This is a genomic window from Rhodobacter viridis (assembly GCF_003217355.1).
GTDB lineage: Bacteria > Pseudomonadota > Alphaproteobacteria > Rhodobacterales > Rhodobacteraceae > Rhodobacter > Rhodobacter viridis.
The window spans coordinates 140,881-165,442 of sequence record NZ_QJTK01000005.1 but is presented as its reverse complement, the minus strand read 5'-3'; the positions used below and the strand labels follow the sequence as shown (position 1 = coordinate 165,442).

Sequence of the window (24,562 nt, the reverse complement as noted above, 5' to 3'; positions counted from 1 at the left end):
ACACGCCGCGACAGGCTTTTTTCGACGCGCCTTCAGTCACTGGTTACCATTTGCGGTCATGATCGGGGGGCGACTCCAACGAAAGACTGCCGTGTTGCCTCGGGTGTTTTCTCTTCTCGGCCGGATCCGGGCGGTGCTGACCAAGCACCCAAGCCCGGAAGACGTGACAAGCGTCGTGCACGGCACCTCGGCCGGGGTTATGGTGACAGCGGTGAACGCGGTGATCTATGCGCTCGATTCCTTGCGCTGGGATCACGACATGTTCGTCGTCTTCTGGATCGGCGCTGTCTTTGCGCTTGGCCTTGCCCTCAGCCGGATGTCGCGGCGGGCGGCGGGCCGCAAGGTCACCCGGGTGTCGCGCCGCGCGGCACGGCGGCTGATCCTGACCTCGGTCCTGCTGGCCGCGCCCTGGGCTGCCTTGCCACTGCATGTGCTTGGGATGCACGACCATGGCGAGCCCATGGTGGTGCTGCTCGTCTGCACCGGGATGCTGGCGGGCGGGGCCTTCATGCTGCACCGGGCCTTCGTGGCCTCGCTCGCCTTTCAGGCCACGATCCTCTCGGCCGTGATCCTGTCCTTCCACCTCGGCGGCTGGGCGCAGGCCTGGGCAGTGACGCTTTACGCGCTCGTTTACGGGGGCTTTCTGGCCTATTTTTCCTACAGCGCGGGCGAGATCGCGCGGCAGCGCGACGAATCCGTCTCGGCGCTGTCGCTGGCGGTTGAAAACCTGCGTCAGGCGCGCGACGAAAACTATCTGCTCGCCAATATCGACGACACGACCGGGTTGCTCAATCGCAAGGCCTTCAACGCGCGTCTGGCCGAGGCGGTGGCCCGACAGCGCACGAATGGGCAGGGGTTCACGCTGTTCCTGATGGACCTCGACCGGTTCAAGAACATCAACGACCTCTTCGGGCATGGCGTGGGCGATGAATTGCTGGCGGAAATCGCCCGCCGTCTGCGCGCGAACCTGCCTGCGGGGGATGTGATCGCCCGGTTGGGCGGGGATGAATTCGCGGTCATCCTGGCCGAGGTTTCGGAGGCCGCCAAGATCCGTCCGATCGCCGACCGGCTGCTGGCGGCTTTCGATCAGCCCGCGCAACTGGCCGGGCGGCGGGTGCATCCGGGAACTTCGATCGGCGCGGTGCTGTGCCCCGAGGATGGCACAGATCCGGTGGAGCTGCTGCTCAAGGCGGATCTGGCGCTGAACCGGGCCAAGGAAACCGGGCGTGGCCAGTGCCTGCAATTCGACGAACAGTTGCGGCAGAAAGTGATCTCAAGCGACCGGATCGAGGCGGGCCTGCGCGAGGCGCTCGAAGGTCACCAGCTCTTCGTGCAGTATCAGCCCAAGCTCGCGCTGACCGACGGACGGCTTCTGGGGGCGGAAGCGCTGGTACGCTGGCGCACGCCCGAGGGGGTGGATGTCGCGCCCGACAGCTTCTTGGCGATCGCGGCCGAGCGGGGCATGTTGCCCAACCTGTCGCGCCAGATCGCCGAGACGGTGGCGGAAAACATGACGGGCTGGCGCAGCGCGGGGCTCGATCCGGGCAAGATCGCCCTCAACATCCATCCCGATGACATCAAGTCGCCCGAACTGCTCTTGGAAACCATCGGCATGTTCGAGGCGGCGGGGATCACCGGCCAGGACTTGCTGATCGAGATCACCGAGGGCTGTTTCATCGGGCGCGGCACCGACATGGCGATCAGCCTGCTCGATTCGCTGGCAGATCGGGGCTACGAGCTGTCGCTCGATGATTTCGGAACTGGCCATGCCTCGCTCAGCGATCTGAAGAAGGTGCCGGTGGCCGAGCTGAAGATCGACCGCAGCTTCATTGCGGGCCTGTCCTTCCGCCGGGAGGATCGCGCCATCGTCGCGGCGATTGCGGAAATGGCGCGCGGCATGGGCATCCGCTCGGTCGCCGAAGGGGTCGAGGACGAGACGCAGCGCAGCGCTCTTGTTGAATTGGGCGTCGATGCCGGACAGGGCTATCTTTGGGCGAGCCCGATGAATGCGGGCGATTTCGCCCAGTTCCTCGACCGCGAGGCGCGTCGGACCGGCTGAGCCCGGGAAACTCGTGGAACTCTGTCGCCTGTGGCGCTATCGCGCCTTGCCGTGCCCCCCGGATCGGCGTCAAATCCCGCGCGGAAAGACCGTGGGAGGACCGAGGATGACATCCTATCTCAAGACGACACCCGACAAGGACGGCTGGTTTGGCGACTATGGCGGGGCGATGCTGCCGCCGCCGCTTGAACCGCATTTCAAGGAGATCCGCGAAGCCTATGCGAAGATCTCGAAATCGGCTGATTTCATCGCCGAGCTGCGCCATATCCGCAAGCATTTCCAGGGCCGGCCCACGCCCGTTTCCTATTTGAAGAACCTGTCGACCCTCTGTGGCGGCGCGCAGATCTATGCCAAGCGCGAGGATCTGAACCACACCGGCGCGCACAAGCTCAATCACTGCATGGCCGAGGGCCTGCTGGCGAAATTCATGGGCAAGACCAAGCTCATGGCGGAAACCGGGGCGGGTCAGCACGGGGTGGCGCTGGCCACGGCCGCGGCCTATTTCGGGATGGAATGCGAAATCCACATGGGCGAGATCGACATCGCCAAGGAAGCGCCGAACGTCACCCGGATGAAGCTTCTGGGGGCGACGGTGGTGCCGGTGGGCTTTGGCGGGCGCTCGCTGAAGGAGGCGGTGGACAGCTGCTTCCAGAGCTACATCAGCCAGGCCGATACCGCGCTCTTCGCGATCGGCTCGGTTGTCGGTCCGCATCCGTTCCCGATGATGGTGCGCAACTTCCAGCATGTCGTGGGGATCGAGGCGCGCGAGCAGTTCCTTGAAATGACAGGCGATTTGCCGGACATGGTGGCGGCCTGCGTCGGTGGCGGCTCGAATGCCATGGGGATGTTCGCGGGCTTCATCGACGATGCGTCGGTCGGTCTTTACGGGGTCGAGCCGCTGGGCACCTCGTCGAAACTGGGCGAGCATGCGGCGACGATCAGCTTTGGCGAGGATGGCGACATCCACGGCTTCCGCACCCTTGTGCTGAAAGATGCCAATGGCGAGCCCGCGCCGGTGCATACGGTCGCGTCGGGGCTTGATTATCCCGGCGTCGGCCCGGAACATGCCCATCTGCACAAGACCGGCCGCGTGAATTACACCACCGCCGACGACAAGGAGGCGCTCAAGGCCTTCTATGCGCTGTCGCGGCACGAGGGGATCATTCCCGCGCTGGAAAGCGCCCATGCGGTGGCCTTTGCGCTGCGCGAGGCGGCGGCCAATCCGGGCAAGTCGATCCTGATCAATCTCTCGGGCCGCGGCGACAAGGACATCGATTACGTCACCCAGACCTACGGGTTCGGCGGCGATCTGTGACGCGCGCGCGCCGGGGCAGGGCCTCGGCGCGCCGCTTTCCGCTCTTCGGCGTGGCTTGACCTTGACGTATCAATCCTGCGGGAAGATACTGGCATTGTTATTGAATTTCCCGCGGTGGCGTTTTGCGGGACAATCCCCATTCCTGTTCAGCGAGGTTCGTCATGGCCCGGACGCCAGCGAAGTCTATTGCGAGCACGCGCCTTTATGGTGGTTTCACGGCGCCGGATACAGACGCTGTCCCGGTGGTCGCCGCGGTCGGGGACGATACACTGACCGGAGAAGGTGGGAACGACACGATCAATGGTCTGTCGGGAAATGATCTTCTGCACGGCATGGGCGGCAACGACTCGTTGATCGGCGGGCTTGGGAACGACACGCTGGCGGGCGACAGTGGCGCCGATACGGCGATCGGCGGGGCGGGGGACGACACCTATATCGTCGCCGACCGGCTCGACACGCTCATCGAGCTCGCCAACGGCGGCGATGATCTGGTTCTGAGTTCCGTCACGTTGGCGCTCGCGGCGAATGTCGAGCGGCTGACGCTGACGGGTGCGGAGGCGATCAACGGTTCGGGCAACGGGCGGGGCAATGCGATCATCGGCAATGACGCCAGCAATGTGCTGTCGGGCTTCGGGGGCGCGGATCGGATCGACGGTCGCGGCGGCGCCGACAGATTGAAGGGCGGGCAGGGCGCGGATGTGCTGACCGGTGGTCTTGGCGCGGACACGTTCGTCTATTCTTCCGCGGCGGAGTCGCACGGGGCGGCGCGGGATACCTTGACCGATTTCGCGCATGGCATCGACCATATCCATCTGAGCGCCATCGACGCCAACACGGCCACGGGCACCAATGAGGCCTTCACCTTCATCGGCACGGGCGTTTTCACCCATGTCGCGGGTCAGCTGCGCTACACGGTGAAAACGGATGCGAATGGCCCGCATATCCTGCTGCAGGCCGATACTGATGGCGATGGGCTCGCGAATCTGACGATCCTGCTCAACAACGCGAATTTGCTGACGGCCGCGGATTTTATTCTCTGAATCGGGGCTCGCGTCGTGTTTCGACCCGAAATCCCGCGCCGAGCCCGGTGCGGAAGAGAATTTTGTGCTTTCGCGCGCCATCGGCAAAATACCAATATCCCAAAGTTCGGCCGCTTTGTGGAAGGCGGGTTTTAGCCCCTTTTCAACCGCGCCCGGGCGTGCTCGATAGGGGGGGACCACATTCGGGGAGATGCAGATGACGACGGTTTTCGAGGACAACTCGCTCTCGATCGGGGGCACGCCGCTGGTGAAACTCGGGCGGCTGGGCAAGGGGCTTGGCGCCACCGTGCTGGCGAAGATCGAGGCGCGCAATCCGGCCGGGTCGGTCAAATGCCGGATCGGGGCGGCGCTGATCTGGGACGCGGAAGAGCGGGGCATCCTGACGCCCGGCAAGGAGATCGTCGAGCCGACCTCGGGCAATACCGGGATCGCGCTGGCCTTTGTCGCCGCGGCGCGCGGCATTCCGATCACGCTGACCATGCCCGAGACGATGAGCCTTGAACGGCGCAAGCTGCTTCTGGCTTACGGCGCGAAACTGGTGCTGACCGAAGGCGCCAAGGGCATGGCCGGCGCCATCGCCAAGGCCGAGGAAATCGCGGCCTCGGACCCGAAATACGTGCTGCTGCAACAGTTCAAGAACCCGGCCAACCCGGCCATTCACGAGCGCACCACCGGCCCCGAGATCGAGGCGGCAACCGGCGGCAAGATCGACATCTTCGTGGCGGGCGTCGGCACCGGCGGCACGATCACCGGCGTCAGCCGCTACTTCAAGAAGACGCTCGGCAAGGCGATCACGTCGGTCGCGGTCGAGCCCGCGGCGAGCCCGGTGCTGAGCCAGACCCGCGCGGGCGAGCCGGTGAAGCCCGGTCCGCACAAGATCCAGGGCATCGGCGCGGGCTTCGTGCCCGAGGTGCTGGATCTCAGCCTCGTCGATGCGATCGAGCAGATCTCGAACGAAGAGGCCGTGGTCACCGCCCTGCGTCTGGCGCGGGAAGAGGGGATCCTCGCCGGGATTTCCGGCGGTGCGGCCGTCGCCGCGGCGCTGCGTCTGGCGGCGCGGCCCGAGCATGCGGGCAAGACCATCGTGCTGATCCTGCCCGACTCGGGCGAGCGCTATCTGTCCTCGGTGCTGTTCGAGGGGGTTTTCGACGGAACCGGCGCCCCCGCCTGAGGCAAATTGCCCATCCCGGTCAAAGGCCCCGCCCGGTGCGGGGCCTTTTGCTTGGCGCGACTCGGGGGAGGGGGGCAGAGAATAAAATTCTATATTCACGACCCATAAAGGCGAGATTTATCCCTTTCAATAACGACTTCCGCAGTAGATATTTTGGGAATGACGAAGCTCACACGAGGGACGCGCCGCCATGCTCCGACCACTGATCAACCGCTCGCCGATGCCGGGGCTGGGGCTCTCGATGGGGATCACGCTGACGATGCTCTCGCTCGTCGTGCTGGGGCCGATCGGGGCGCTTCTCGCGCAGGGCGCAAGCTACGGGCTGGAGGGGATCTGGGCCACGGTGAACCGCGAGCGGGTCTGGGCGGCGCTTGAGCTGTCGTTCCGGCTCTCGTTCTTCGCCGCACTGTTCAACCTGTTCTTCGGCGTGATTCTGGCCTGGGTGCTGGTGCGCTACGACTTTCCCGGCCGCCGTCTGGTCGATGCGGCCGTCGATCTGCCTTTTGCGCTGCCCACCGCCGTCGCGGGCATCGCGCTGACGACGCTTTATGCGCCGAACGGCGTTTTCGGGGTGCTGGCGAAAGAGGTCGGCCTGAAGATCGCCTATACGCAATGGGGCATCTTCATCGCGCTGATCTTTGTCGGCCTGCCGTTTGTCACCCGCACCGTGCAGCCCGTGGTCGAGGAGATCGATCGCGAGGTCGAGGAAGCCTCGGCAACGCTTGGCGCCACACGGCTGACGACGCTGCGCCGGGTGATCGCGCCGATGCTGATGCCCGCCGCGCTGACCGGCTTTGCGCTGTCCTTGGCGCGTGCGGTCGGCGAATACGGCTCGGTCATCTTCATCGCCGGGAACATCCCGCTGAAAACCGAGATCGCGCCGCTTTTGATCGTGATCCAGCTGGAAGAATTCAACTATGACGGCGCCGCCGCGATCGGCATCGCCATGCTGGTGATCAGCTTCGCGATGCTGCTGGCGATCAACCTCATCCAGATCTGGAGCCGCCGGAGGATTGGCGATGTCTGACGCAGCCGAACGCAACTGGCGCTCTGCCACCGATGAAACGCCGCTGGTGCGGGGCGGGCTGATCCTGTTCGCCGTGGCCGGGATCGCGCTTCTGGTGGCCGCGCCGCTGCTCACCGTCTTTGCCGAGGCTTTCGCCAAGGGCTGGTTTGCCGCGCTTAAAAGCCTTGGCAATCCCGACGCGCTGTCGGCCATCCGGCTGACGCTGACGATTGCCGCCTTTTCCGTGCCGCTGAACGCCGCCTTCGGCATCGCCGCGGCCTGGTTCATCACCCGCTTCGACTTTCGGGGCAAGGCCTTCCTGATCACGTTGATCGATCTGCCGTTTTCCGTCTCGCCCGTTGTGGCGGGGCTCTGCATCGTCCTGATGTTCGGCGCCAATTCCGCGATCGGCGGCTGGCTTGTCGCGCAAGGGTATCCGATCGTCTTCGCGCTGCCCGGGATCGTGCTGGCGACGATGTTCGTCACCTTCCCCTTCGTCGCGCGCGAGTTGATCCCGGTGATGATCGAGCAGGGCTGCAAGGAAGAGGAAGCGGCGCTGACGCTGGGCGCCTCGGGTTGGCGCGTCTTCGTCACGGTGACACTGCCGAAGATCCGCTGGGCGCTGCTTTACGGCGTGCTGCTGTGCAACGCCCGCGCGATGGGGGAATTCGGTGCCGTCGCGGTCGTCTCGGGCAAGATCCGCGGCCAGACCGCGACGATGCCGATCACCATCGAGATGCTTTACAACGAATATCTCTCGGTCGCGGCGTTCTCTCTCGCCGGGCTGCTCACCGCGCTCGCGCTGGTCACGCTTCTGGTCAAGACCGTGCTGGAACTGCGCCACGCCGACGAAATCGCCGCCACCCACCGTCACTGAGGGATAAGATGGATATCGACATTCAAGAGATCTCGAAACTCTTCGGCACGACGGCGGCGCTGCATCCGGTGTCGCTCGCCATCCCCTCGGGGGCGCTGGTGGCGCTGCTTGGTCCCTCGGGCTCCGGCAAGACGACACTCTTGCGGATTCTGGGCGGGCTTGAATTCCCCAGCTCGGGGCGGGTGCTGTTCGAAGGGCAGGACGCCACGAACCTGACCGTGCAGGAGCGCCGCGCCGGGTTCGTGTTCCAAAGCTATGCTTTGTTCCGGCACATGACGGTGTTTGAAAACATCGCCTATGGGCTGAAGGCGCGGCCGCGGGCCGAGCGTCCACCGAAGCTGGAGATTGCCCGCCGCGTCGAGCGGCTGCTGGAGCTGATCCAGCTGCCCGAGATCGGCGCGCGCTACCCGAGCCAGCTGTCAGGCGGCCAGCGTCAGCGCGTGGCGCTGGCCCGCGCGCTGGCGATCGAGCCGCGGATGCTGCTGCTTGACGAGCCCTTCGGCGCGCTTGATGCCAAGGTGCGCAAGGAGTTGCGGCAGGGGCTGCGGGATATCCACGACGCGACCGGGCTGACGACGGTCTTCGTGACCCATGATCAGGAAGAGGCGATGGAACTGGCCGATCTGGTCGTGGTGATGTCGATGGGCCGGATCGAGCAGATCGGTCGCCCGCAGGATATCCGCGCGCGCCCGGCGTCAAACTTCGTGCGCGATTTCATCACCGCCTGAGGGGCGTTTGGCCGAGGCCATCGCCGAGGCCGAGCGCATCAGATGCCCGATGACCGCCGAGTGCTTCAGGCACTCGGCCAGCGCCCGCCCCGCCCATGGCGGGCGCTTCTCGCCCGCCGGGACGGGCGCTGTCCTCTGTTGTTCTTGATGGATGCGGTCCTGTGTCGACCGGCCCGCGACGGGCGGGAAAACGCGATGCGTTTTCTTGTCCGCCCGAGGACAACGCAGCAGGGCAGGGGGGCCGAAATAAAAGGCGCCCGCCTGATCGGACCTTCCGGGGAAGGGCGATCAGACGGGCGCAACCCGAGGAGTGCAGGGGCGGTCAATGCCGCCCCTTGTCAGTGATCAGCGACGCTGAATGGTCGCGAGACCGAAGGTGTTCGAGAAGGGCAGGAAGTCGCCCGGGATCACGTTCGATTGACGCGGGGTGTCCTTCAGGAGCGGAGCCTTCCAGAACTTCGCCGATTGCGGCGGGGCGTCGGCCGGCAGCAGTTTGACCTTCGGCTCGGTGGTTTTCACCAGCGGGGTCGGCCAGAAGTCTTGCGACATGAACTTCGTGCCTTCGTAGACGTTCTTCTTGCGCGGGGTGTCGAGCAGAAGTTTCCAGCCAAACCGTTCCGAGAAGGCGCCGGGTTTTTCGTCGGCCTTGACGGGTTGCGGCAGGAAGATGTGCCGGTGGTCTTTCATGATGTTGTCAGTCATTTCAGATGCGTCCTCACAGGTGAACTCTTCGGTTGCGTTCTCGACCGCGACCACCGCTGCGCGAGCAGTGATGGCGCGCACGAGTTTCGCCGCGCCGAGCGGCTTGTAGTTGACTTTCGCCACGAGCGCGGCAGCGCCGCCGGCGACACGTTCGGCATAGCCCGCAGCCGCGCTGGGATGCACGCCGGCGGACTTGAGGGCTTCGGCCAAGGCAGCACCCTTCTTGCCGTCGGCGACGACGACCTTCAGAGCGCGTTTCGGAATACCTTCACTTTTCAGTTGTCTTGCGATGTCGCAAGCCGTGTTTTCATCGGCATAAAGCCGTGTGATCACCGTCGTCATGCATCCTCCTCGGGTTCAAGGGCATTCTTCAGTCACGTCTCGGGTTCGCCCGCTCCAGTCCTCAACGTTTGCCGCGCCTTGCCAGCGGAACGGCAAAGGCGATGGCCACGATCAAGAGCACGGCTTCAAGAGCGAACACCGTATTATAAGGCCCTGCCACACCGGCCCCGAAGGCCCCCGGCAAGGCAACCAAGCCGTCCCGAACCACCCCTGCAAGCGCGACGCCAACACCGGCGGCTGTCGCCTGCACCGCACCCCAGGCCCCCAGCGCCAGCCCGATCCGATCGGCAGGCGCAGTGCGCATGGTCGCCGTCAGCGTGGCGTGGCCGAACAGGCCGATGCCAAGACCGATGGCAAAGGTGCCCGCGAGGAACAACCAGATACCGCCCTGGCTGATCAACGAAGACAGAATGATGGCAGCAAACCCCGGCACCCCGATCAATGCACCAAGCATCGCCAGAGGCATCGGCCTTGCCCCGTTCCCCAGCACACGAGACGCCATACCGAAGCCGATAAGCGTCCCGAACGCAAAGAGCGCGGTCAGTTTCGTCGTCTCTCCGACGGTCAGGTGCAGCGCCTGACCTCCGTAGGGTTCGAGCAACACATCGGCCATACCGAAGCCGAAGGTTCCCAGCGCGATGACAGTCAGCAAGGACAGCATCCCCGGTCGGGCCAGAAGGAGGCTCATGGCTTCCTTGAAGCTCGGGTTCTGCGCCTCCTCCATCTGCCGGGCGCGTTCCCGGCTGACAGCTTCCTGCTTCCACATCGCCGCCATGTTCAACACGACACTCATCAACGCAGTGCCCTGGATCACCTGAATCAGGCGCCCCGGGGTGTAGTCCGCCAGAAGCGCCCCATAGGTGAGCGCACTGACAACCATGCCGAAGAGCAGCATCACATACATGAGGCCGACAACCTTCGGTTGGTCTTCCTCCTCGACGAGGTCGGTGGCAAGGGCCAGACCCGCGGTCTGGACGATGTGGACACCGGCCCCCACGAGGAGGAAGGCAAGCGCGGCCGCACTCATCCCGATCCAGCGCGGCGCATCGACGGATTCCCCGAACCCGGACAGCACCAGAAGCGCGAAAGGCATGATGGCGAAACCGCCGAATTGATAAATCGTCCCCTTCCAGATCCAGGGTGCGCGACGCAGCCCCAGAGCCGACTTGTGGGTGTCGGATTTGAAGCCGATCAGCGTGCGGAAGGGTGCGAACAGCATCGGCATCGCCAGCATCACGGAGACGAGGGAGGCCGGAACCGCGAGCTCGACGATCATCACCCGGTTGAGGGTGCCCGCGAGCAGGGTCATGGTCATCCCGACGGTGATCTGAAAGAGCGACAGTCGCAGCAACCGCGAGAGCGGAACCTCTTCACTGGCCACATCGGCGAATGGCAGGTACTTCGGAGCGTGCCGCGCCAGGTTCTTCAGAGCAAAAGCACGGTAGCCCATAGTCCAGCCGCCCGTCGGAGAGAGAAAGTGCGAGGGGCTCAGCCCCGGAGGGAATGGGCCCACCGACGGGTGCCGGTGGGCCCAAAGGTCAGCAGATTACTGAGCCGGCGCAACAGCGACGACGGTCGCCATCGGGTTGCCATTCCAGTAGGCCGAGAACCAGGTGGTGTTGGCCATCAGGCCAGCATGCAGCACGAGGGCGGTCACGGCAACGGCGCCGAGGATCAGCGGGATACCGGTCGAGGGTTTGACGACGGTCCAGATTTTGGCGTTGTTCATTGTATCTCTCCTCTACCCGATTACCCGAGCCACGGCGTGGCGATGGCCGAGAGGATGTGCGCAACAAGCGCCATCGCCCCGAACACACGGGTGCCATCGATCAGGTAGCTGTGGATTTCTTCAGCTTCTTTCAGCGACAGGCCGCTCGGCCCAGCTTTATCGTCAGTCATTGTCCCGAATCCTCCAAAACTGGGATCATTGGGAACGTTGATGGAACTCTCTCGGTTAAGTTCGAGCTCCGTTTCAGCGCCCCCCCGCTGCCGGACCGTCTGTGATCCGACCTCGTGAGATGCACTATGGGAGCCCAAGTGTCGGCAATCAAGTGTAAAGTCGGGCTGACACTGCGGCAAATTCGGCCACCCCGCCCGGCGCAAAAGCTCAAGAAAAACAGGTGTTCCAGACGCATATTTTTCTGATTCCGGGGCAGAGTCGAGGGCCTCGTCAGACCCTGCGGCAAGGGGGTGCGACAGGGCGCAAGGGTCAATTTGCAAAGGGTGTTTCCGCATCGCGGCGGTCTTGCGAGAGGCAGGATGCGGAGGTCCCGGAGAGGGGGTCTGACCCAAAGTGTCAAATCAGATGTACATTAAACTGCGTTAGGCTGTCGCAGATTGCAGCTATCCGGCCCGGGTCCGGGGTTGGACGGCCTGTCGCAGGCAACCGAAATCTTTAGGTCGAAATGTCGCGCCGAATTTATCGGCCGTGAGGTCTTGAAACCGTTCGGGCGGCTTCCCACCTCGCCTGTTTGACGCAGTTTGCAGCATTCCAGCCCGAATCCTTGGCCGAATCTGCGCCGAATCTTCGGTCTCCAAGGCCGATTTGCGCCGTCTCGCCGAATCTCCACCCCGATCCGCGCCATGTCGCGCCCATTCGTTGGGCAGATGCCCGGCCAGAATGCGTCCGTCGTGCGGATCGCGTATTTTACCTATTGATAAAAATTCGGATCGTGGCAGCCTCAAGGACAATAACAAAAGCCAGGGAGGTCTTTCGTGACCACAAGCCAGTTCCGGCCCGGGGTGCATCCCGGGCGTCTACCGCCTGCAGATTATTGCGAGGCCTTTGCCGATGTCGCCCCGCCGCTGACGGCGCATCAGGCACAGGTGGCCGCGGCGCGCTGCTACTTCTGTGCCGAGGCGCCGTGCACCACGGCCTGCCCGTCCGACATCGATGTGCCGCTCTTCATCCGGCAGATCCTGACCGGAACGCCGGAAGCCGCGGCGAAGACGATCCTGTCGCAGAATATCATGGGCGGCATGTGTGCCCGGGTCTGTCCGACCGAAACCCTGTGCGAGGGCGCCTGCGTGCGCGAGGCCGCCGAGGGCAAGCCGGTCGAGATCGGCGCGTTGCAGCGCTATGCCACCGACACGCTGCAAGCCTCGGGCGTGCATCCTTTCGCGCGCGCGCCGCGCACAGAGAAGTCTGTGGCGGTGGTGGGGGCGGGGCCTGCGGGTCTGGCCTGCGCGCATCGGCTGGCGATGCTCGGTCACGAGGTCACCGTCTATGATGCGCGGCTGAAGCCCGGCGGGCTGAATGAATATGGCATCGCCGCCTACAAGGCGCCGGGCGGCTTTGCGGCGAAGGAAGTGGCGTGGCTGCTGCAGATCGGCGGCATTGCGGTGCTGGAGAACTGGAAGCTCGGCCGCAACGGCTCGGTCGCGGATCTGCTCAAGGAACATGACGCGGTCTTCCTCGGCATGGGGCTGGCGGGCGTGAATGCGCTGACGATCCCCGGCGCGGAATTTGCGACGCCTGCGACAGACTTCATCGCGCATCTGCGTCAGGCCGAGGATCTGGCGACGGTTCCGGTCGGGCGGCGCGTCGTGGTGATCGGCGGCGGCATGACGGCCGTCGATGCGGCGGTGCAGGCGAAACTGCTGGGCGCGGAAACCGCGAGCATCGTCTATCGCCGCTCGCAGGCCGAGATGCCCGCCTCTGCGCATGAACAGGACCATGCGCAGACGCATGGCGTGCGGATCGTGCCGAATGCCGCGCCTGTGGCGATCCGCAAGGACGAGCAGGGCTACGAGGTCGAGTTCGCCCGAACCGAAACGCGCGACGGCAAGCTGGTGCAGCTCGACGACACCTTGCGCATCAAGGCCGATCAGATCTTCACCGCCATCGGGCAGACGCTGGGGCCGGTGCCCGAGGGTCTCACGATCACCGGCGGCAAGATCGAGATCGACGCGCAGGGGCGCACCGGGCTTTCGCATGTCTGGGCGGGCGGCGATTGCGCCACCGGCGGCGAAGACCTGACGGTGAATGCCGTCGCGCAGGGCCGTGACGCGGCCGAAGACATCCACGCTTTTCTGATGGGGGCCTGAGATGGCGGACCTGACTTCGACATTCCTCGGCATCAAATCCCCGAACCCGTTCTGGCTCGCCTCGGCGCCGCCGACCGACAAGGAAGTGAACGTGCGCCGCGCCTTCGAGGCGGGCTGGGGCGGCGTCGTCTGGAAGACGCTCGGGCTCGATGGCCCGCCGGTCGTCAACGTCTCGGGGCCGCGCTACGGCGCGATTCACGGGCCGGATGGCACGCTTCTGGGGCTCAACAACATCGAGTTGATCACCGACCGGCCCTTGGAGGTGAACCTGCGCGAGATCAAATCGGTCAAGCGCGATTGCCCGGACCGCGCGCTCGTTGTCAGCCTGATGGTGCCCTGCGATGAGGACAGCTGGAAATCGATCCTTGCCCGCGTCGAGGAAACCGAGGCCGACGGGGTCGAGCTGAACTTCGGTTGCCCGCATGGCATGGCCGAGCGCGGCATGGGCGCGGCGGTGGGGCAGGTGCCTGAATATGTGGAAATGGTGACGCGCTGGGTGAAGCAACATTCGCGCATGCCCTGCATCGTCAAGCTGACGCCCAATATCTCGGACATCCGCAAACCGGCGGAAGCCGCCAAACGCGGCGGGGCGGATGCGGTCAGCTTGATCAACACCATCAACTCGATCACCTCGGTCGATCTGGACCTGTTCGCGCCGCAGCCGACGATTGACGGCTTTGGCACCCATGGCGGCTATTGCGGCCCTGCGGTGAAGCCGATCGCGCTGAACATGGTGGCCGAGATCGCCCGCAACCCGGCCACGCGGGGCTTGCCGATTTCGGGCATCGGTGGCGTCACCACCTGGCGCGATGCGGCCGAGTTCATGGCCTTGGGCGCCTCGAACGTGCAGGTCTGCACCGCGGTGATGACCTATGGCTTCAAGATCGTCGAAGAGATGATCTCGGGGCTGTCGGACTACATGGACCGCAAGGGCCTGACCGAGACGCGCGAGATTGTCGGCCGGGCCGTGCCGAAGGTGACCGACTGGCAGTATCTGAACCTCAACTACACCACCAAGGCCTCGATCAATCAGGACGATTGCATCAAATGCGGCCGCTGCCACATCGTCTGCGAGGACACCTCGCATCAGGCGATCGCGATGGCGGCCGATCGCACGGTGACGGTGAAGGAAGAGGAATGCGTCGCCTGCAACCTCTGTGTCGAGGTCTGCCCGACGAACTGCATCACCATGCGCGAGCTGTCCGAAGGCGAGTTGGATCAGCGCACCGGCAAGCCGGTCAGCGACTATCTGAACTGGACCGGGCATCCGAACAACCCGATGGCGAGCACCAGCGGGAAGTGAGGCTTCGGGCTTTCCGGCATGGACCGGGAAGCCTCGCCTTTGCCATGACCGAGGCCATTGCCGAGGTCACACGGGCCACATCAGCCCCATGACCCCCGAGGGCCCAAAGGCACTCGGGCAGCGCCCGCCCCGCGCCACAGGCGGGCGCTTCTCGCCCGCCGGGGCGGAGCGCTGCCCTCTGTTCATGCTTGTGGAGGCGGTCCCGCAACCGCGGTTGCGCCAACGGGCGGGGAAAAGCGGTGCTTTTCCTTCTCCGCCCGACCCTTGCGGGGGACTTTATCTTACGACGCCAGCGCCTGTTTGACCGCCTCGGGGGCCGTTTCGATCACCCGCAGCAGCACCGCGGCCGGGCCGCTGATCGTGCGCTGGCCCTGTTCCCATTTGCGATAGCCCGACAGGCTCATGCCCATCATCGGCGCCATCTGCGCCTGCGTCAGACCCATCTTGCGCCGCAAATCCACGGGGTTGATGCGGTCCTGCCGGATCGGCTCGAAGGCCGCGCCCCCCTCGAAAAAGGCTGCGCTGCGTTCGAGCGCCTCCCAGAGGTCGCTCTCCATCTCTTCCATGCCTGCCTCGTCCTTGACTGCTCTGCCGTTCCGGTCGCGGGATTTTCCCTGTCAACCGGTGCCCGGGGGCCTTCGGCGCCTTCTCGGGTGCCATGACGCTAACCGCATCGGTTGCGCCGATCAAGCCGCCGGTTTGCGCGCCCAAAATTCGGGCAATGGCCTGTGTCCTTGGCGCCAAGGGCTGCAATAGCCCCCCATTCCCCATTGACCGGGGCGGGGAAGCGTGGCCTCTTTCCTCTGACCAATCGGTCAGAAAATGAGTCGCAAGAGGGCAAAGCCCCACAGCCGACAGGGAGACAGCCAGATGCCAGCACCCGGAGAAAACCTCCGTATCGATTCCGCGCGCCTTTGGGACAGCCTGATGCAGATGGCCCAGATCGGGCCGGGCGTGGCGGGGGGCAACAACCGTCAGACCGTGACCGATGCCGATGCCGAGGGCCGTGCGCTGTTCAAGAGCTGGTGCGATGCCGCCGGGCTGACCATGGGCCTCGACAAGATGGGCAACATGTTCATGCGTCGCGAGGGCACCGACCCCGAGGCGCTGCCGGTCTATATCGGCTCGCATCTCGACACCCAGCCGACGGGCGGGAAATACGATGGTGTTCTGGGGGTTCTGGGCGGGCTTGAAGTCATCCGCACGATGAACGACCGCGGTCTGAAGACGAAACACCCGATCGTGGTGACGAACTGGACGAACGAGGAAGGGGCGCGGTTTGCGCCCGCCATGCTCGCCTCGGGCGTCTTTGCGGGCATCCATTCGCTGGATTACGCCTATGCGCGCAAGGATCTCGACGGCAAGAGCTTCGGTGAGGAACTGGCGCGGATCGGCTGGATTGGTGACGAAGAGGTCGGCGCGCGCCAGATGCACGCCTATTTCGAGCTCCACATCGAGCAGGGGCCGATTCTGGAGGCCGAGGCCAAGACCATCGGTGTGGTGACGCATTGCCAGGGGCTGTGGTGGCTCGAATTCACCCTGACCGGCAAGGAGGCGCATACCGGCTCGACGCCGATGGGGATGCGCGTCAATGCGGGTCTTGCGATGGCGCGGATCATGGAGATGGTGCAAGAGGTCGCGATGGCCGCCCAGCCCGATGCCGTGGGCGGGGTGGGGCAGGTGAAATTCTCGCCCAACTCGCGCAACGTATTGCCCGGCACGGTGATTTTCACCGTCGACATCCGCTCGCCCGATCAGGCGAAGCTCGACGGGATGCGCGCGGAAATCGAGAAACGCGCCGCGGCGATCTGTGAAGATCTGAAGGTCGGCTGCGCGGTCGACGCCGTGGGCCATTTCGACCCCGTCACCTTCACGCCGGAGTTGGTGGGCCGGGTGCGGGCTGCGGCCGAGAAGCTCGGTTATCCGCACCGCAACATCATCTCGGGCGCGGGGCACGATGCCTGCTGGACGGCGAAAGTGGCGCCGACGACGATGGTGATGTGCCCCTGTGTCGACGGGTTGTCGCATAACGAGGCCGAGGAAATCTCGCCCGAATGGGCGGCGGCGGGGGCGGATGTGCTTCTGCATGCGGTTCTGGAGACCGCCGAAGTCGTTGAATGATCGCGCGCCGGGGGCGCTGCCCCCGGACCCCCGAGATATTTAGGGCAAGATAAAAGCACGCGCTTGCAGGGAGTGCACATGACCACAGTCATCAAGAACGGAACCATCGTCACCGCTGATCTGACCTACAAGGCCGATGTGGCGATCGAGGGCGGGCAGATCATCGCGATCGGGCAGGGGCTGGTGGGCGATACGGTGCTCGACGCCACCGGCTGCTATGTGATGCCGGGGGGGATCGACCCGCATACGCATCTCGAGATGCCCTTCATGGGCACCTATTCGAGCGATGATTTCGACAGCGGCACCCGCGCGGCGCTGGCGGGCGGGACGACGATGGTGATCGACTTCGCGCTGCCCGCGCCCGGGCAGGGGCTGATGGATGCGCTGAAGATGTGGGACAACAAATCCACCCGCGCGCATTGCGACTATTCCTTCCACATGGCCGTGACCTGGTGGGGCGAGCAGGTGTTCGAGGAAATGCCGAAGGTGGTGGACCGCGGCATCACCTCGTTCAAGCATTTCCTCGCCTACAAGGGCAGTTTGATGGTGAACGATGATGAATTGTTCGCCAGCTTCCGCCGCTGCGCCGAGATCGGCGCGATCCCGATGGTGCATGCCGAGAATGGCGACATCGTTGCCGAAATGTCGGCGCGGCTTCTGGCCGAGGGCAACACCGGCCCCGAGGCGCATGCCTATTCGCGGCCCTCTCAGGTCGAGGGCGAGGCGACGAACCGCGCGATCATGATCGCCGACATGGCGGGCGTGCCGCTTTATGTCGTGCATACCTCCTGCGAGGAGGCGCATGAAGCCATTCGCCGGGCGCGGATGCAGGGCAAGCGGGTCTGGGGCGAGCCGTTGATCCAGCATCTGACGCTGGACGAGACCGAATATTTCCACCCCGACTGGGACCATGCGGCGCGGCGCGTGATGTCGCCCCCGTTCCGGGCCAAGCACCATCAGGACAGCCTTTGGGCCGGGTTGGCGGCCGGGACGCTGTCGTGTGTCGCCACCGACCATTGCGCCTTCACCACCGAGCAAAAGCGCTTTGGCGTCGGCAATTTCACCAAGATCCCGAACGGGACCGGGGGGCTTGAGGACCGGCTGCCGATGCTGTGGTCGGCCGGGGTGAATACCGGGCGGATCACGATGAACGAATTCGTTGCCGTGACCTCAACCAATATCGCCAAGATCATGGGCATGTATCCGAAGAAGGGCGCGGTGCTGGTGGGGGCGGATGCCGATCTGGTGGTCTGGGACCCGGAAACACGCAAGACGATTTCCGCCAACTCTCAGCAATCTGCGATTGATTACAACGTCTTCGAGGGCAAGGAGGTGAAGGGCCTGCCGCGCTACACGCTCAGCCGCGGGATGGTTGCGGTTGCCGAAGGAAAGGTGCAAAGCCGCGAGGGCCACGGGCAATTCGTGGCGCGCGAGCCGAACGGGTCGGTCAGCAAGGCGCTGAGCACCTGGAAGGACTTGACCGCGCCGCGTCCCGTGGTGCGCGCCGGTATCCCGGCCAGTGGCGTGTGAGCAAGGATGAAGGACGACGTGAAAGCCCCCGTGATTTTTGCCAAGGACCTGAACCTGGTCTTCGAGACGAACGATGGCCCGGTTCAGGCGCTGAAAGACGTGAACCTGTCGATCGAGCGGGGCGATTTCGTCAGCTTCATCGGCCCCTCGGGCTGCGGCAAGACCACCTTCCTGCGCTGTATCGCGGCGCTGGAACACCCGACCAGCGGCACGCTGAAGGTCAATTCGATCCCGCCCGACGAGGCGCGCAAAGCGCGGTCCTACGGCTATGTCTTTCAGGCTGCCGGGCTTTACCCGTGGCGCACGATTGCGGGAAATGTGAAACTTCCGCTCGAAATCATGGGCTATTCCAAGGCCGAACAGGAGGAGCGTGTTCGAAAAGTGCTCTCGCTGGTTGATCTCGAGGGCTTCGCGAAGAAGTTCCCCTGGCAGCTTTCGGGGGGGATGCAGCAGCGCGCCTCGATCGCGCGGGCGTTGGCTTTCGATGCGGATATTCTGCTGATGGACGAACCCTTCGGAGCGCTGGATGAAATTGTCCGCGACCGTCTGAACGAGGAGCTTTTGAAGCTCTGGGCACGGACGGGCAAGACCATCGGCTTCGTCACACACTCGATTCCGGAAGCGGTTTACCTTTCAACCAAGATCGTCGTGATGTCGCCCCGTCCGGGCCGGATCACCGATGTGATCGAAAGCACGCTGCCGAAGGAACGCCCGCTCGATATCCGCGACAGCGAGGAATTCCTGAAGATCGCCCATCGCGTCCGCGAGGGCCTGCGCGCGGGGCATGCCTATGACTGAGCGGCAAAGGCGCGGTTCGCGCGGGGTAGCAGGGGGGCGGGCATGAGATCGATCCTTCCGATCCTGACGGTTCTGACGGCCATCGTCGCGCTGTGGTATGGCGCGGCGGTGATGCTGAACAAGCAATGGACCTATGACCAGGCCGCCCGCGCCGGGGTCACGGTGACTTTTTCGCAGGTGCTGGCCGATACGATGACGCAGGAGCGTCCGGTGCTGCCCGCGCCGCATCAGGTGGCCAAGGGCCTCTGGGACGGGTTTGCGGGGCAGAAGATCACCTCGAAGAAAAGCCTCGTGCTGCATTCCTGGATCACCTTCTCGGCGACGATGGCGGGGTTTGCGCTGGGCACGCTGGCGGGGATCGTGCTGGCCGTCGGCATCGTGCACAGCCGCGCCATGGACATGAGCGTGATGCCCTGGGCGATCGCCAGCCAGACGATCCCGATTCTGGCGATTGCGCCCATGGTCATCGTCGTGCTGGCATCCTTGGGCATCAAGGGGTTGATTCCAAAGGCAATCATCGCGGCCTATCTGAGCTTCTTCCCGGTGCTGGTGGGCATGGTGAAGGGGCTGCGCGCGCCTGACGGGATGCAGCTCGATCTGTTGCGCACCTATAATGCGAGCGGGTCGCAGGCGTTCTGGAAGCTGCGCCTGCCGTCCTCGATGCCCTATCTTTTCGCCTCGCTGAAGGTCGGCGTCGCGGCGGCGCTGGTCGGCACGATCGTCGCCGAACTGCCCGCCGGGGCCTCGCAGGGGCTTGGCGCGCGGCTTCTGTCGGGCAGCTACTACGGGCAGACGATCCAGATCTGGTCGGCGCTCTTTGCCGCCGCGATTCTGGCGGCCGTGCTGGTGCTGATCGTCGGCGTGATCGAGCGCGTGGTTCTCAAGCGCATGGGGATGGCGAAATGAGCGCGGTCGGTTACGGAGCCCTGCTGTTCTGGGCCTGCGCCATGGCGCTGAACTTCCATCTGGCCGAGCGGTTTCCGAACAGCCGCCCGGTGCGCAGTTTCGTCGCCATGCTCTTCGGCGTGACGCTGATCGTGCTCTGGCAGGGGCTGGTCCGGGGGCTGAATGTCAGCCCGGTCATCCTGCCTGCGCCGTCCGACATTGCGGCGGCGATCTTCGCCAACATCCCGCTTTTGTGGCAGGATTTCGCACAGACGATCCTGAAAGGGGCGCTCGCGGGCTATCTGATCGGTTGCGGCGCGGCGGTGGCGACGGCGATTGCGGTGGATCGCTCGCCCTTCCTGCAACGCGGCCTGCTGCCCGTCGGCAACTTCGTCGCCGCCCTGCCCATCGTCGGCATCGCACCGATTCTGGTGATGTGGTTCGGGTTCGACTGGCAGTCGAAGGCGGCGGTCGTCGTGGTGATGGTCTTCTTCCCGGTGCTGGTGAACATGGTTGCGGGGCTTGCCGCCACCGATGCGCTCAGCCGCGATCTGATGGCGACCTATTCGGCCAGCTACAGCCAGACCCTGATCAAGCTCCGCCTGCCTGCGGCCTTGCCGTTCCTCTTCAACGGCCTCAAGATCGCCACCACGCTGGCGCTGATTGGCGCGATCGTGGCAGAGTTCTTCGGCTCGCCGACGCGAGGGATGGGGTTCCGCATCTCGACCTCGGTCGGCCAGCTCGATCTCGCGCTCGTCTGGGCCGAGATCACGGTGGCGGCGCTGGCGGGATCGGGTCTCTTTGGCCTGATCACGATGATCGAAAAGGCGGCGACCTTCTGGCACCCGTCACAGCGGGGAAGATGAATTCACCAACCGGGCACAAAGTCCGGGACCAACAGGAGAGACGATGATGAAGAAGATGATGCTCGGGGCGGCGGCCCTTGCCCTGATGGCGGGCGGCGTGTCGGCCGAGGAAGTCAAGCTGCAGCTGAAATGGGTGACGCAGGCGCAATTCGCGGGCTATTACGTCGCCGCCGAGAAGGGCTATTTCAAGGACGAGGGCCTTGACGTCACCATCCTGCCGGGCGGCCCGGACATCGCCCCCGAGCAGGTGATCGCGGGGGGCGGCGCCGATGTCATCGTCGACTGGATGCCGCCGGCGCTGGCCGCGCGCGAAAAGGGGCTCAAGCTTGTCAACATCGCGCAGCCCTTCAAGCATTCGGGCATGATGCTGACCTGCCTGAAGGAATCGGGCGTTTCGACCACCGCCGATTTCAAGGGCAAGACGCTGGGCGTCTGGTTCTTCGGCAACGAATATCCGTTCCTGAACTGGATGTCGAAACTGGGCATCCCGACGACGGGCGGCGCCGATGGTGTCGAAGTGCTGAAGCAGGGCTTCAACGTCGATCCGCTCTTGCAAAAGCAGGCCGCCTGCATCTCGACGATGACCTACAACGAATACTGGCAGGTGATCGATGCGGGCATCAAGCCCGAGGATCTGGTGACCTTCAAATATGAAGACGAGGGCGTCGCGACGCTCGAAGACGGTCTTTACGTGATGGAGGACAAGCTCGCCGATCCGGCCTTCAAGGCGACGATGGTGAAGTTCGTCCGCGCCGCGATGAAGGGCTGGAAATACGCCGAGGCGAACCCGGATGAAGCCGCGATGATCGTTCTGGAAAACGACGAGACCGGGGCGCAGACCGAGGTTCATCAAAAGCGCATGATGGGCGAAGTGGCGAAGCTGACCGCTGGCTCGAACGGCGCGCTGGATGTGGCCGATTACGACCGCACGGTGGCGACGCTGATGGGGGGTGGCTCGGATCCGGTGATCACCAAGGCCCCCGAGGGCGCCTATACGCTCGACATCACCAACGAAGCGCTGAAATAAGCGCGATCGGATCGGCATCGGGGAAGGGCGCCTGCGGGCGCCCTTTTCCTGTCAGAAGATGATGAAATCGGCCGCTGTCAGATCGAGATCGGCCGCGAGTCGCGCCACCAGCACCCGCGCGCCCGCCGCAGCGCCATTGGCGTCGTAAAACAGTCTCCCGCTATCGCTTTCATAGATCAGCCGGTCGTCGGCATCCGCGGCCAGCCCGGTCGTGTTGACGACGAAGGCGCGTGCCGAGAGCCGCCCCGGATCGAGCGCGGTGAAAATCGCATGATCCAGCCGGATCGTGTCGTCTTCCGGGGTGAAATCAAGAATGCGGTCGACATTGTCGGGGGCAGGGGCGGTGTCGAAAACGAAACTGTCCGCCCCCGCACCGCCGCGCAGTTGATCAAGGCCAAGCCCGCCCGAAAGCCGGTTGTTCCCCGCAGTCCCGGTGATCTGGTTCGCGAGCGCATTGCCGCTGCCCGCGGTGTTGCCGCTGCCGGTCAGGGTCAGGTTTTCCACGAAGTGCGCGCCTGCCGTGGCGTCGAGATCGACGCTGACACTGGCCCGCACCAGATCGGTGCCGCCTGACGCGGTCTCGATCACCCGGTCGGTCGTGCGCTCGACGACATAGGTGTCGTTGCCGCGGCCGCCGAGCATCGTATCCGCCCCCGCGCCGCCGTCGAGCAGATCGGCCCCGGCACCGCCCTCGAGCCGGTCCGCGCCGTCGCGGCCCGTCAGCGTGTCGTTGCCGGAAAGACCCCGCAGCGCGTTGTCATTCGCATTGCCGATCAACTGGTTGGCCAGCGCATTTCCGGTGCCCGAGATCGGCGCCGCCCCGATCAGGGTCAGGTTCTCGACGAAACAGGCCCCGGGGCAGAAGGTCAGATCATAGGAGACGCGCGCCAGCACCGTGTCGAGGCCTCCGGCATCGTCGCGACTGTCGGGCGTGCAGAATTCGCAGACGATCTCGGCACTGTCGCTGACGAGATAGGTGTCATCGCCCGCGCCGCCGCGCAGGCTGTCGATCCCCGCGCCGCCATCCAGCGTGTCATCGCCCGCCGCGCCCTGAATTTCGTCCGCGCCCGCCCGGCCGAAAAGCGCATCATTGCCGGAAAATCCAAGCAGCGCATCGCCGCCCGTGCTGCCCGACAGCGTGTCATTGCCAAGGCTGCCCGAGAGCCGGCTGGCAAAGCTGCCGCCATAGATCACCACCGCCGCCCCTTGTGCTGTCGGATCGCTGGCAAGGCCCGGCGCGCCAAGGATCAGATCGTCCAAGCCGTCGCCGTTCAGATCGCCCGCCGCGGCGACCGAAACCCCCAGCGACGCCCCCGCGCCACAGCCCGTCAGCTCCAGCCCGTCCAGCGCGGCCAGAGCGCCGAGATCGAGCGTCCCGAACGGGTCCGCCCCCGCCGCCACATTGCGCCCGAAGATCACATAGGCGCCGCCGCTCCGGCTTTCGGAGTCCGGGCCAAGCCCCGGAGCGCCGATCACGATATCGCCGATGCCGTCGCCGTTCACATCGCCCGCCGACCCGACGGCCCAACCCAGATCCGCATTCGGCGCAGCACCCAGAAGTGCAAACCCCGCCTCGGGGGCGAGCGTGGTCAGATCGATCGTGTCGAAGGGCAGGGCCCCCTGCGCGGTGTCGCGGCCGTAGATCACCCAGACCGCGCCGCTCCAGGCCGCAGTGCCCTGCGCCTCGGGCGCGCCAAGCGCGAGATCGTCAATCCCGTCGCCATTGATGTCACCGAGCCCCGCCACCGACCAACCCGCCGCTGCCCCCTCGGACGGGCCTGTCAGCGCGAAACCGGTCGTCGGGTCGAGATGCGCCAGATCGATCGGGTCGCGCTCCGGATCATCGCTGCCGAAGATCACCCAGGCCGCCCCGGCATCCTCGCCCGCGCCATCGCGGCCGGGGGCGCCCAAGAGGAGATCGTCGAACCCGTCGTGGTTCAGATCGCCGACGCCTGTCACGGAGAGGCCGAGCAGATCGGAGGCCGAAAGCCCGGTGATGGCCGCGCCGCACGCGGGCGGCAGGCTGGCCAGCGCCAGCGTGCCGAGCTGCGACAGATCGCTGGCACCGCGGATCAGCCAGACCGCCCCCGCATCGCTGCCGCGGCCATCGGCACGGGGCACGCCGATCAGCAGATCATCGAGACCGTCGCCATCGACATCCCCGGCTGCCGCGACGCTGGCGCCCGCCAGATCGGCCTCGGCGCGGCCGCTGATCTGCAGGGCCGCGGCGGCGCCGGACGTCGACAGATCAAGGGGACCGTCCGCCCCGATCTGTGCGCCGCCGAAAACCACCCAGACGGCACCACTGTCCTCCGCGCCCGAGTCGCTGCGCGGCGCCCCGATCAGGATGTCGTCGAAGCCGTCGCCATTCACGTCGCCCGCCGCGGCAAGGCTCGCGCCAAGGCAACTGCCATCCGCCGCACCGACGATGCTGAAGCCCTGATCCGCGGTCAACCGATCCAGATCGAGAGCGCTCGGAACAGGCGCGCTCTGGCCGAAGACCACCCAGACCGTGTTCTCGCCCGGCGCGCCGATCATCAGGTCGTCACGCCCGTCGCCGTTGAGGTCCCCCGCCGAGGCGACGCAGTTACCGAAGCCCGCGCCTGCCACATTGTCGTGCAGGATGAAGCCCTGATCCGACGTCAGGGCCGAGAGATCGACGTCCCGCGTCACCGCGTCCTCCCGCACTCCGACCCTCTGCGCGTCCTGCGTGAAATCCGACCTGATGTGACTGGAGTTCGACAC

General features: G+C 65.1%; 21 protein-coding genes. 15 read left to right on the top strand and 6 right to left on the bottom strand.

The window, feature by feature from the left end:
* Positions 1-103: 103 nt before the first annotated feature.
* The 7 genes from C8J30_RS09060 (at position 104) to C8J30_RS09030 (ending at position 8,196) form a co-directional block, all read left to right on the top strand.
* Complete coding sequence (locus tag C8J30_RS09060; protein WP_245909740.1) at positions 104-2,059, top strand: putative bifunctional diguanylate cyclase/phosphodiesterase; 1,956 nt, start codon at positions 104-106, stop codon at positions 2,057-2,059.
* A gap of 106 nt (positions 2,060-2,165) precedes the next feature.
* Positions 2,166-3,374 carry a tryptophan synthase subunit beta gene (gene trpB / locus C8J30_RS09055; protein ID WP_110805519.1) on the top strand — a complete coding sequence of 403 codons (1,209 nt, stop codon included), beginning with the start codon at positions 2,166-2,168 and terminating at the stop codon, positions 3,372-3,374.
* Positions 3,375-3,616: 242 nt separating this feature from the next.
* Positions 3,617-4,414 carry a calcium-binding protein gene (locus C8J30_RS19240; protein WP_181420821.1) on the top strand — a complete coding sequence of 266 codons (798 nt, stop codon included), beginning with the start codon at positions 3,617-3,619 and terminating at the stop codon, positions 4,412-4,414.
* Between the two features lie 196 nt (positions 4,415-4,610).
* Positions 4,611-5,585 (top strand): cysteine synthase A, encoded by a 975-nt coding sequence (gene cysK, locus C8J30_RS09045; RefSeq protein WP_110805571.1) that lies wholly within the window; start codon positions 4,611-4,613, stop codon positions 5,583-5,585.
* A gap of 190 nt (positions 5,586-5,775) precedes the next feature.
* Positions 5,776-6,612, top strand: a complete 837-nt coding sequence (gene cysT / locus C8J30_RS09040) for a sulfate ABC transporter permease subunit CysT (protein WP_110805517.1) — start codon at positions 5,776-5,778, stop codon at positions 6,610-6,612.
* A complete protein-coding gene (gene cysW, locus C8J30_RS09035) occupies positions 6,605-7,468 on the top strand; it encodes a sulfate ABC transporter permease subunit CysW (protein WP_110805516.1) in 864 nt (287 codons plus the stop codon). The genes cysT and cysW overlap by 8 nt, the downstream gene beginning before the upstream one ends.
* A gap of 8 nt (positions 7,469-7,476) precedes the next feature.
* Positions 7,477-8,196 carry a sulfate/molybdate ABC transporter ATP-binding protein gene (locus C8J30_RS09030; RefSeq protein WP_110805515.1) on the top strand — a complete coding sequence of 240 codons (720 nt, stop codon included), beginning with the start codon at positions 7,477-7,479 and terminating at the stop codon, positions 8,194-8,196.
* Between the two features lie 345 nt (positions 8,197-8,541).
* Here C8J30_RS09030 and C8J30_RS09025 read toward each other — a convergent pair whose 3' ends face one another.
* The 4 genes from C8J30_RS09025 to C8J30_RS09010 form a co-directional block, all read right to left on the bottom strand.
* The gene (locus tag C8J30_RS09025; RefSeq protein ID WP_110805514.1) at positions 8,542-9,240 is read right to left on the bottom strand and encodes a hypothetical protein; all 699 of its coding nucleotides are present in this window, start codon (positions 9,238-9,240) and stop codon (positions 8,542-8,544) included.
* Between the two features lie 61 nt (positions 9,241-9,301).
* Positions 9,302-10,690, bottom strand: a complete 1,389-nt coding sequence (locus C8J30_RS09020; RefSeq protein ID WP_110805513.1) for a PucC family protein — start codon at positions 10,688-10,690, stop codon at positions 9,302-9,304.
* A 96-nt stretch (positions 10,691-10,786) separates the two neighbouring features.
* On the bottom strand, positions 10,787-10,969 hold the full coding sequence (locus C8J30_RS09015; RefSeq protein WP_110805512.1) for a light-harvesting protein: 183 nt from the start codon (positions 10,967-10,969) through the stop codon (positions 10,787-10,789).
* Positions 10,970-10,989: 20 nt separating this feature from the next.
* Positions 10,990-11,139 carry a light-harvesting protein gene (locus tag C8J30_RS09010; protein WP_013068239.1) on the bottom strand — a complete coding sequence of 50 codons (150 nt, stop codon included), beginning with the start codon at positions 11,137-11,139 and terminating at the stop codon, positions 10,990-10,992.
* 816 nt (positions 11,140-11,955) lie between these two features.
* Between C8J30_RS09010 and C8J30_RS09005 the strand changes: the two genes are divergently transcribed.
* Together C8J30_RS09005 and preA are read left to right on the top strand one after the other, a co-directional pair.
* Complete coding sequence (locus tag C8J30_RS09005; RefSeq protein ID WP_110805511.1) at positions 11,956-13,287, top strand: NAD(P)-dependent oxidoreductase; 1,332 nt, start codon at positions 11,956-11,958, stop codon at positions 13,285-13,287.
* Position 13,288: 1 nt separating this feature from the next.
* Complete coding sequence (gene preA, locus C8J30_RS09000) at positions 13,289-14,590, top strand: NAD-dependent dihydropyrimidine dehydrogenase subunit PreA (RefSeq protein WP_110805510.1); 1,302 nt, start codon at positions 13,289-13,291, stop codon at positions 14,588-14,590.
* A gap of 281 nt (positions 14,591-14,871) precedes the next feature.
* On the opposite strand, the gene C8J30_RS08995 is transcribed toward preA, so the two are convergent.
* Entirely contained in the window at positions 14,872-15,156 is a 285-nt protein-coding gene (locus C8J30_RS08995) for a helix-turn-helix domain-containing protein (protein ID WP_245909739.1), read from the bottom strand.
* Positions 15,157-15,460: 304 nt separating this feature from the next.
* On the opposite strand from C8J30_RS08995, the gene C8J30_RS08990 reads away from it, so the two are divergent.
* The 6 genes from C8J30_RS08990 (at position 15,461) to C8J30_RS08965 (ending at position 21,817) form a co-directional block, all read left to right on the top strand.
* Positions 15,461-16,711 carry a Zn-dependent hydrolase gene (locus C8J30_RS08990; protein ID WP_110805509.1) on the top strand — a complete coding sequence of 417 codons (1,251 nt, stop codon included), beginning with the start codon at positions 15,461-15,463 and terminating at the stop codon, positions 16,709-16,711.
* Between the two features lie 78 nt (positions 16,712-16,789).
* The gene (gene hydA, locus C8J30_RS08985; protein ID WP_110805508.1) at positions 16,790-18,241 is read left to right on the top strand and encodes a dihydropyrimidinase; all 1,452 of its coding nucleotides are present in this window, start codon (positions 16,790-16,792) and stop codon (positions 18,239-18,241) included.
* 6 nt (positions 18,242-18,247) lie between these two features.
* A complete protein-coding gene (locus C8J30_RS08980) occupies positions 18,248-19,039 on the top strand; it encodes an ABC transporter ATP-binding protein (RefSeq protein WP_110805507.1) in 792 nt (263 codons plus the stop codon).
* 42 nt (positions 19,040-19,081) lie between these two features.
* Complete coding sequence (locus tag C8J30_RS08975; RefSeq protein WP_110805506.1) at positions 19,082-19,945, top strand: ABC transporter permease; 864 nt, start codon at positions 19,082-19,084, stop codon at positions 19,943-19,945.
* Positions 19,942-20,790, top strand: coding sequence for an ABC transporter permease (locus tag C8J30_RS08970; protein WP_110805505.1), 849 nt, complete (start codon positions 19,942-19,944; stop codon positions 20,788-20,790). The genes C8J30_RS08975 and C8J30_RS08970 overlap by 4 nt, the downstream gene beginning before the upstream one ends.
* 46 nt (positions 20,791-20,836) lie before the next feature.
* A complete protein-coding gene (locus C8J30_RS08965) occupies positions 20,837-21,817 on the top strand; it encodes an ABC transporter substrate-binding protein (protein ID WP_110805569.1) in 981 nt (326 codons plus the stop codon).
* Between the two features lie 51 nt (positions 21,818-21,868).
* On the opposite strand, the gene C8J30_RS08960 is transcribed toward C8J30_RS08965, so the two are convergent.
* Positions 21,869-24,490, bottom strand: coding sequence for a calcium-binding protein (locus C8J30_RS08960; protein ID WP_146227883.1), 2,622 nt, complete (start codon positions 24,488-24,490; stop codon positions 21,869-21,871).
* Between the last annotated feature and the right edge of the window lie 72 nt (positions 24,491-24,562).

Excerpts from the sequence above, each read along its gene's own strand:
- trpB (WP_110805519.1), top strand. The coding sequence starts at position 2,166 with ATGACATCCTATCTCAAGACGACACCCGACAAGGACGGCTGGTTTGGC.
- cysK (WP_110805571.1), top strand. The coding sequence starts at position 4,611 with ATGACGACGGTTTTCGAGGACAACTCGCTCTCGATCGGGGGCACGCCG.
- cysT (WP_110805517.1), top strand. The coding sequence starts at position 5,776 with ATGCTCCGACCACTGATCAACCGCTCGCCGATGCCGGGGCTGGGGCTC.
- cysW (WP_110805516.1), top strand. The coding sequence starts at position 6,605 with ATGTCTGACGCAGCCGAACGCAACTGGCGCTCTGCCACCGATGAAACG.
- C8J30_RS09030 (WP_110805515.1), top strand. The coding sequence starts at position 7,477 with ATGGATATCGACATTCAAGAGATCTCGAAACTCTTCGGCACGACGGCG.
- C8J30_RS09025 (WP_110805514.1), bottom strand. The coding sequence starts at position 9,240 with ATGACGACGGTGATCACACGGCTTTATGCCGATGAAAACACGGCTTGC.
- C8J30_RS09020 (WP_110805513.1), bottom strand. The coding sequence starts at position 10,690 with ATGGGCTACCGTGCTTTTGCTCTGAAGAACCTGGCGCGGCACGCTCCG.
- C8J30_RS09015 (WP_110805512.1), bottom strand. The coding sequence starts at position 10,969 with ATGAACAACGCCAAAATCTGGACCGTCGTCAAACCCTCGACCGGTATC.
- C8J30_RS09010 (WP_013068239.1), bottom strand. The coding sequence starts at position 11,139 with ATGACTGACGATAAAGCTGGGCCGAGCGGCCTGTCGCTGAAAGAAGCT.
- preA (WP_110805510.1), top strand. The coding sequence starts at position 13,289 with ATGGCGGACCTGACTTCGACATTCCTCGGCATCAAATCCCCGAACCCG.
- C8J30_RS08995 (WP_245909739.1), bottom strand. The coding sequence starts at position 15,156 with ATGGAAGAGATGGAGAGCGACCTCTGGGAGGCGCTCGAACGCAGCGCA.
- C8J30_RS08990 (WP_110805509.1), top strand. The coding sequence starts at position 15,461 with ATGCCAGCACCCGGAGAAAACCTCCGTATCGATTCCGCGCGCCTTTGG.
- hydA (WP_110805508.1), top strand. The coding sequence starts at position 16,790 with ATGACCACAGTCATCAAGAACGGAACCATCGTCACCGCTGATCTGACC.
- C8J30_RS08980 (WP_110805507.1), top strand. The coding sequence starts at position 18,248 with ATGAAGGACGACGTGAAAGCCCCCGTGATTTTTGCCAAGGACCTGAAC.
- C8J30_RS08975 (WP_110805506.1), top strand. The coding sequence starts at position 19,082 with ATGAGATCGATCCTTCCGATCCTGACGGTTCTGACGGCCATCGTCGCG.
- C8J30_RS08970 (WP_110805505.1), top strand. The coding sequence starts at position 19,942 with ATGAGCGCGGTCGGTTACGGAGCCCTGCTGTTCTGGGCCTGCGCCATG.
- C8J30_RS08965 (WP_110805569.1), top strand. The coding sequence starts at position 20,837 with ATGAAGAAGATGATGCTCGGGGCGGCGGCCCTTGCCCTGATGGCGGGC.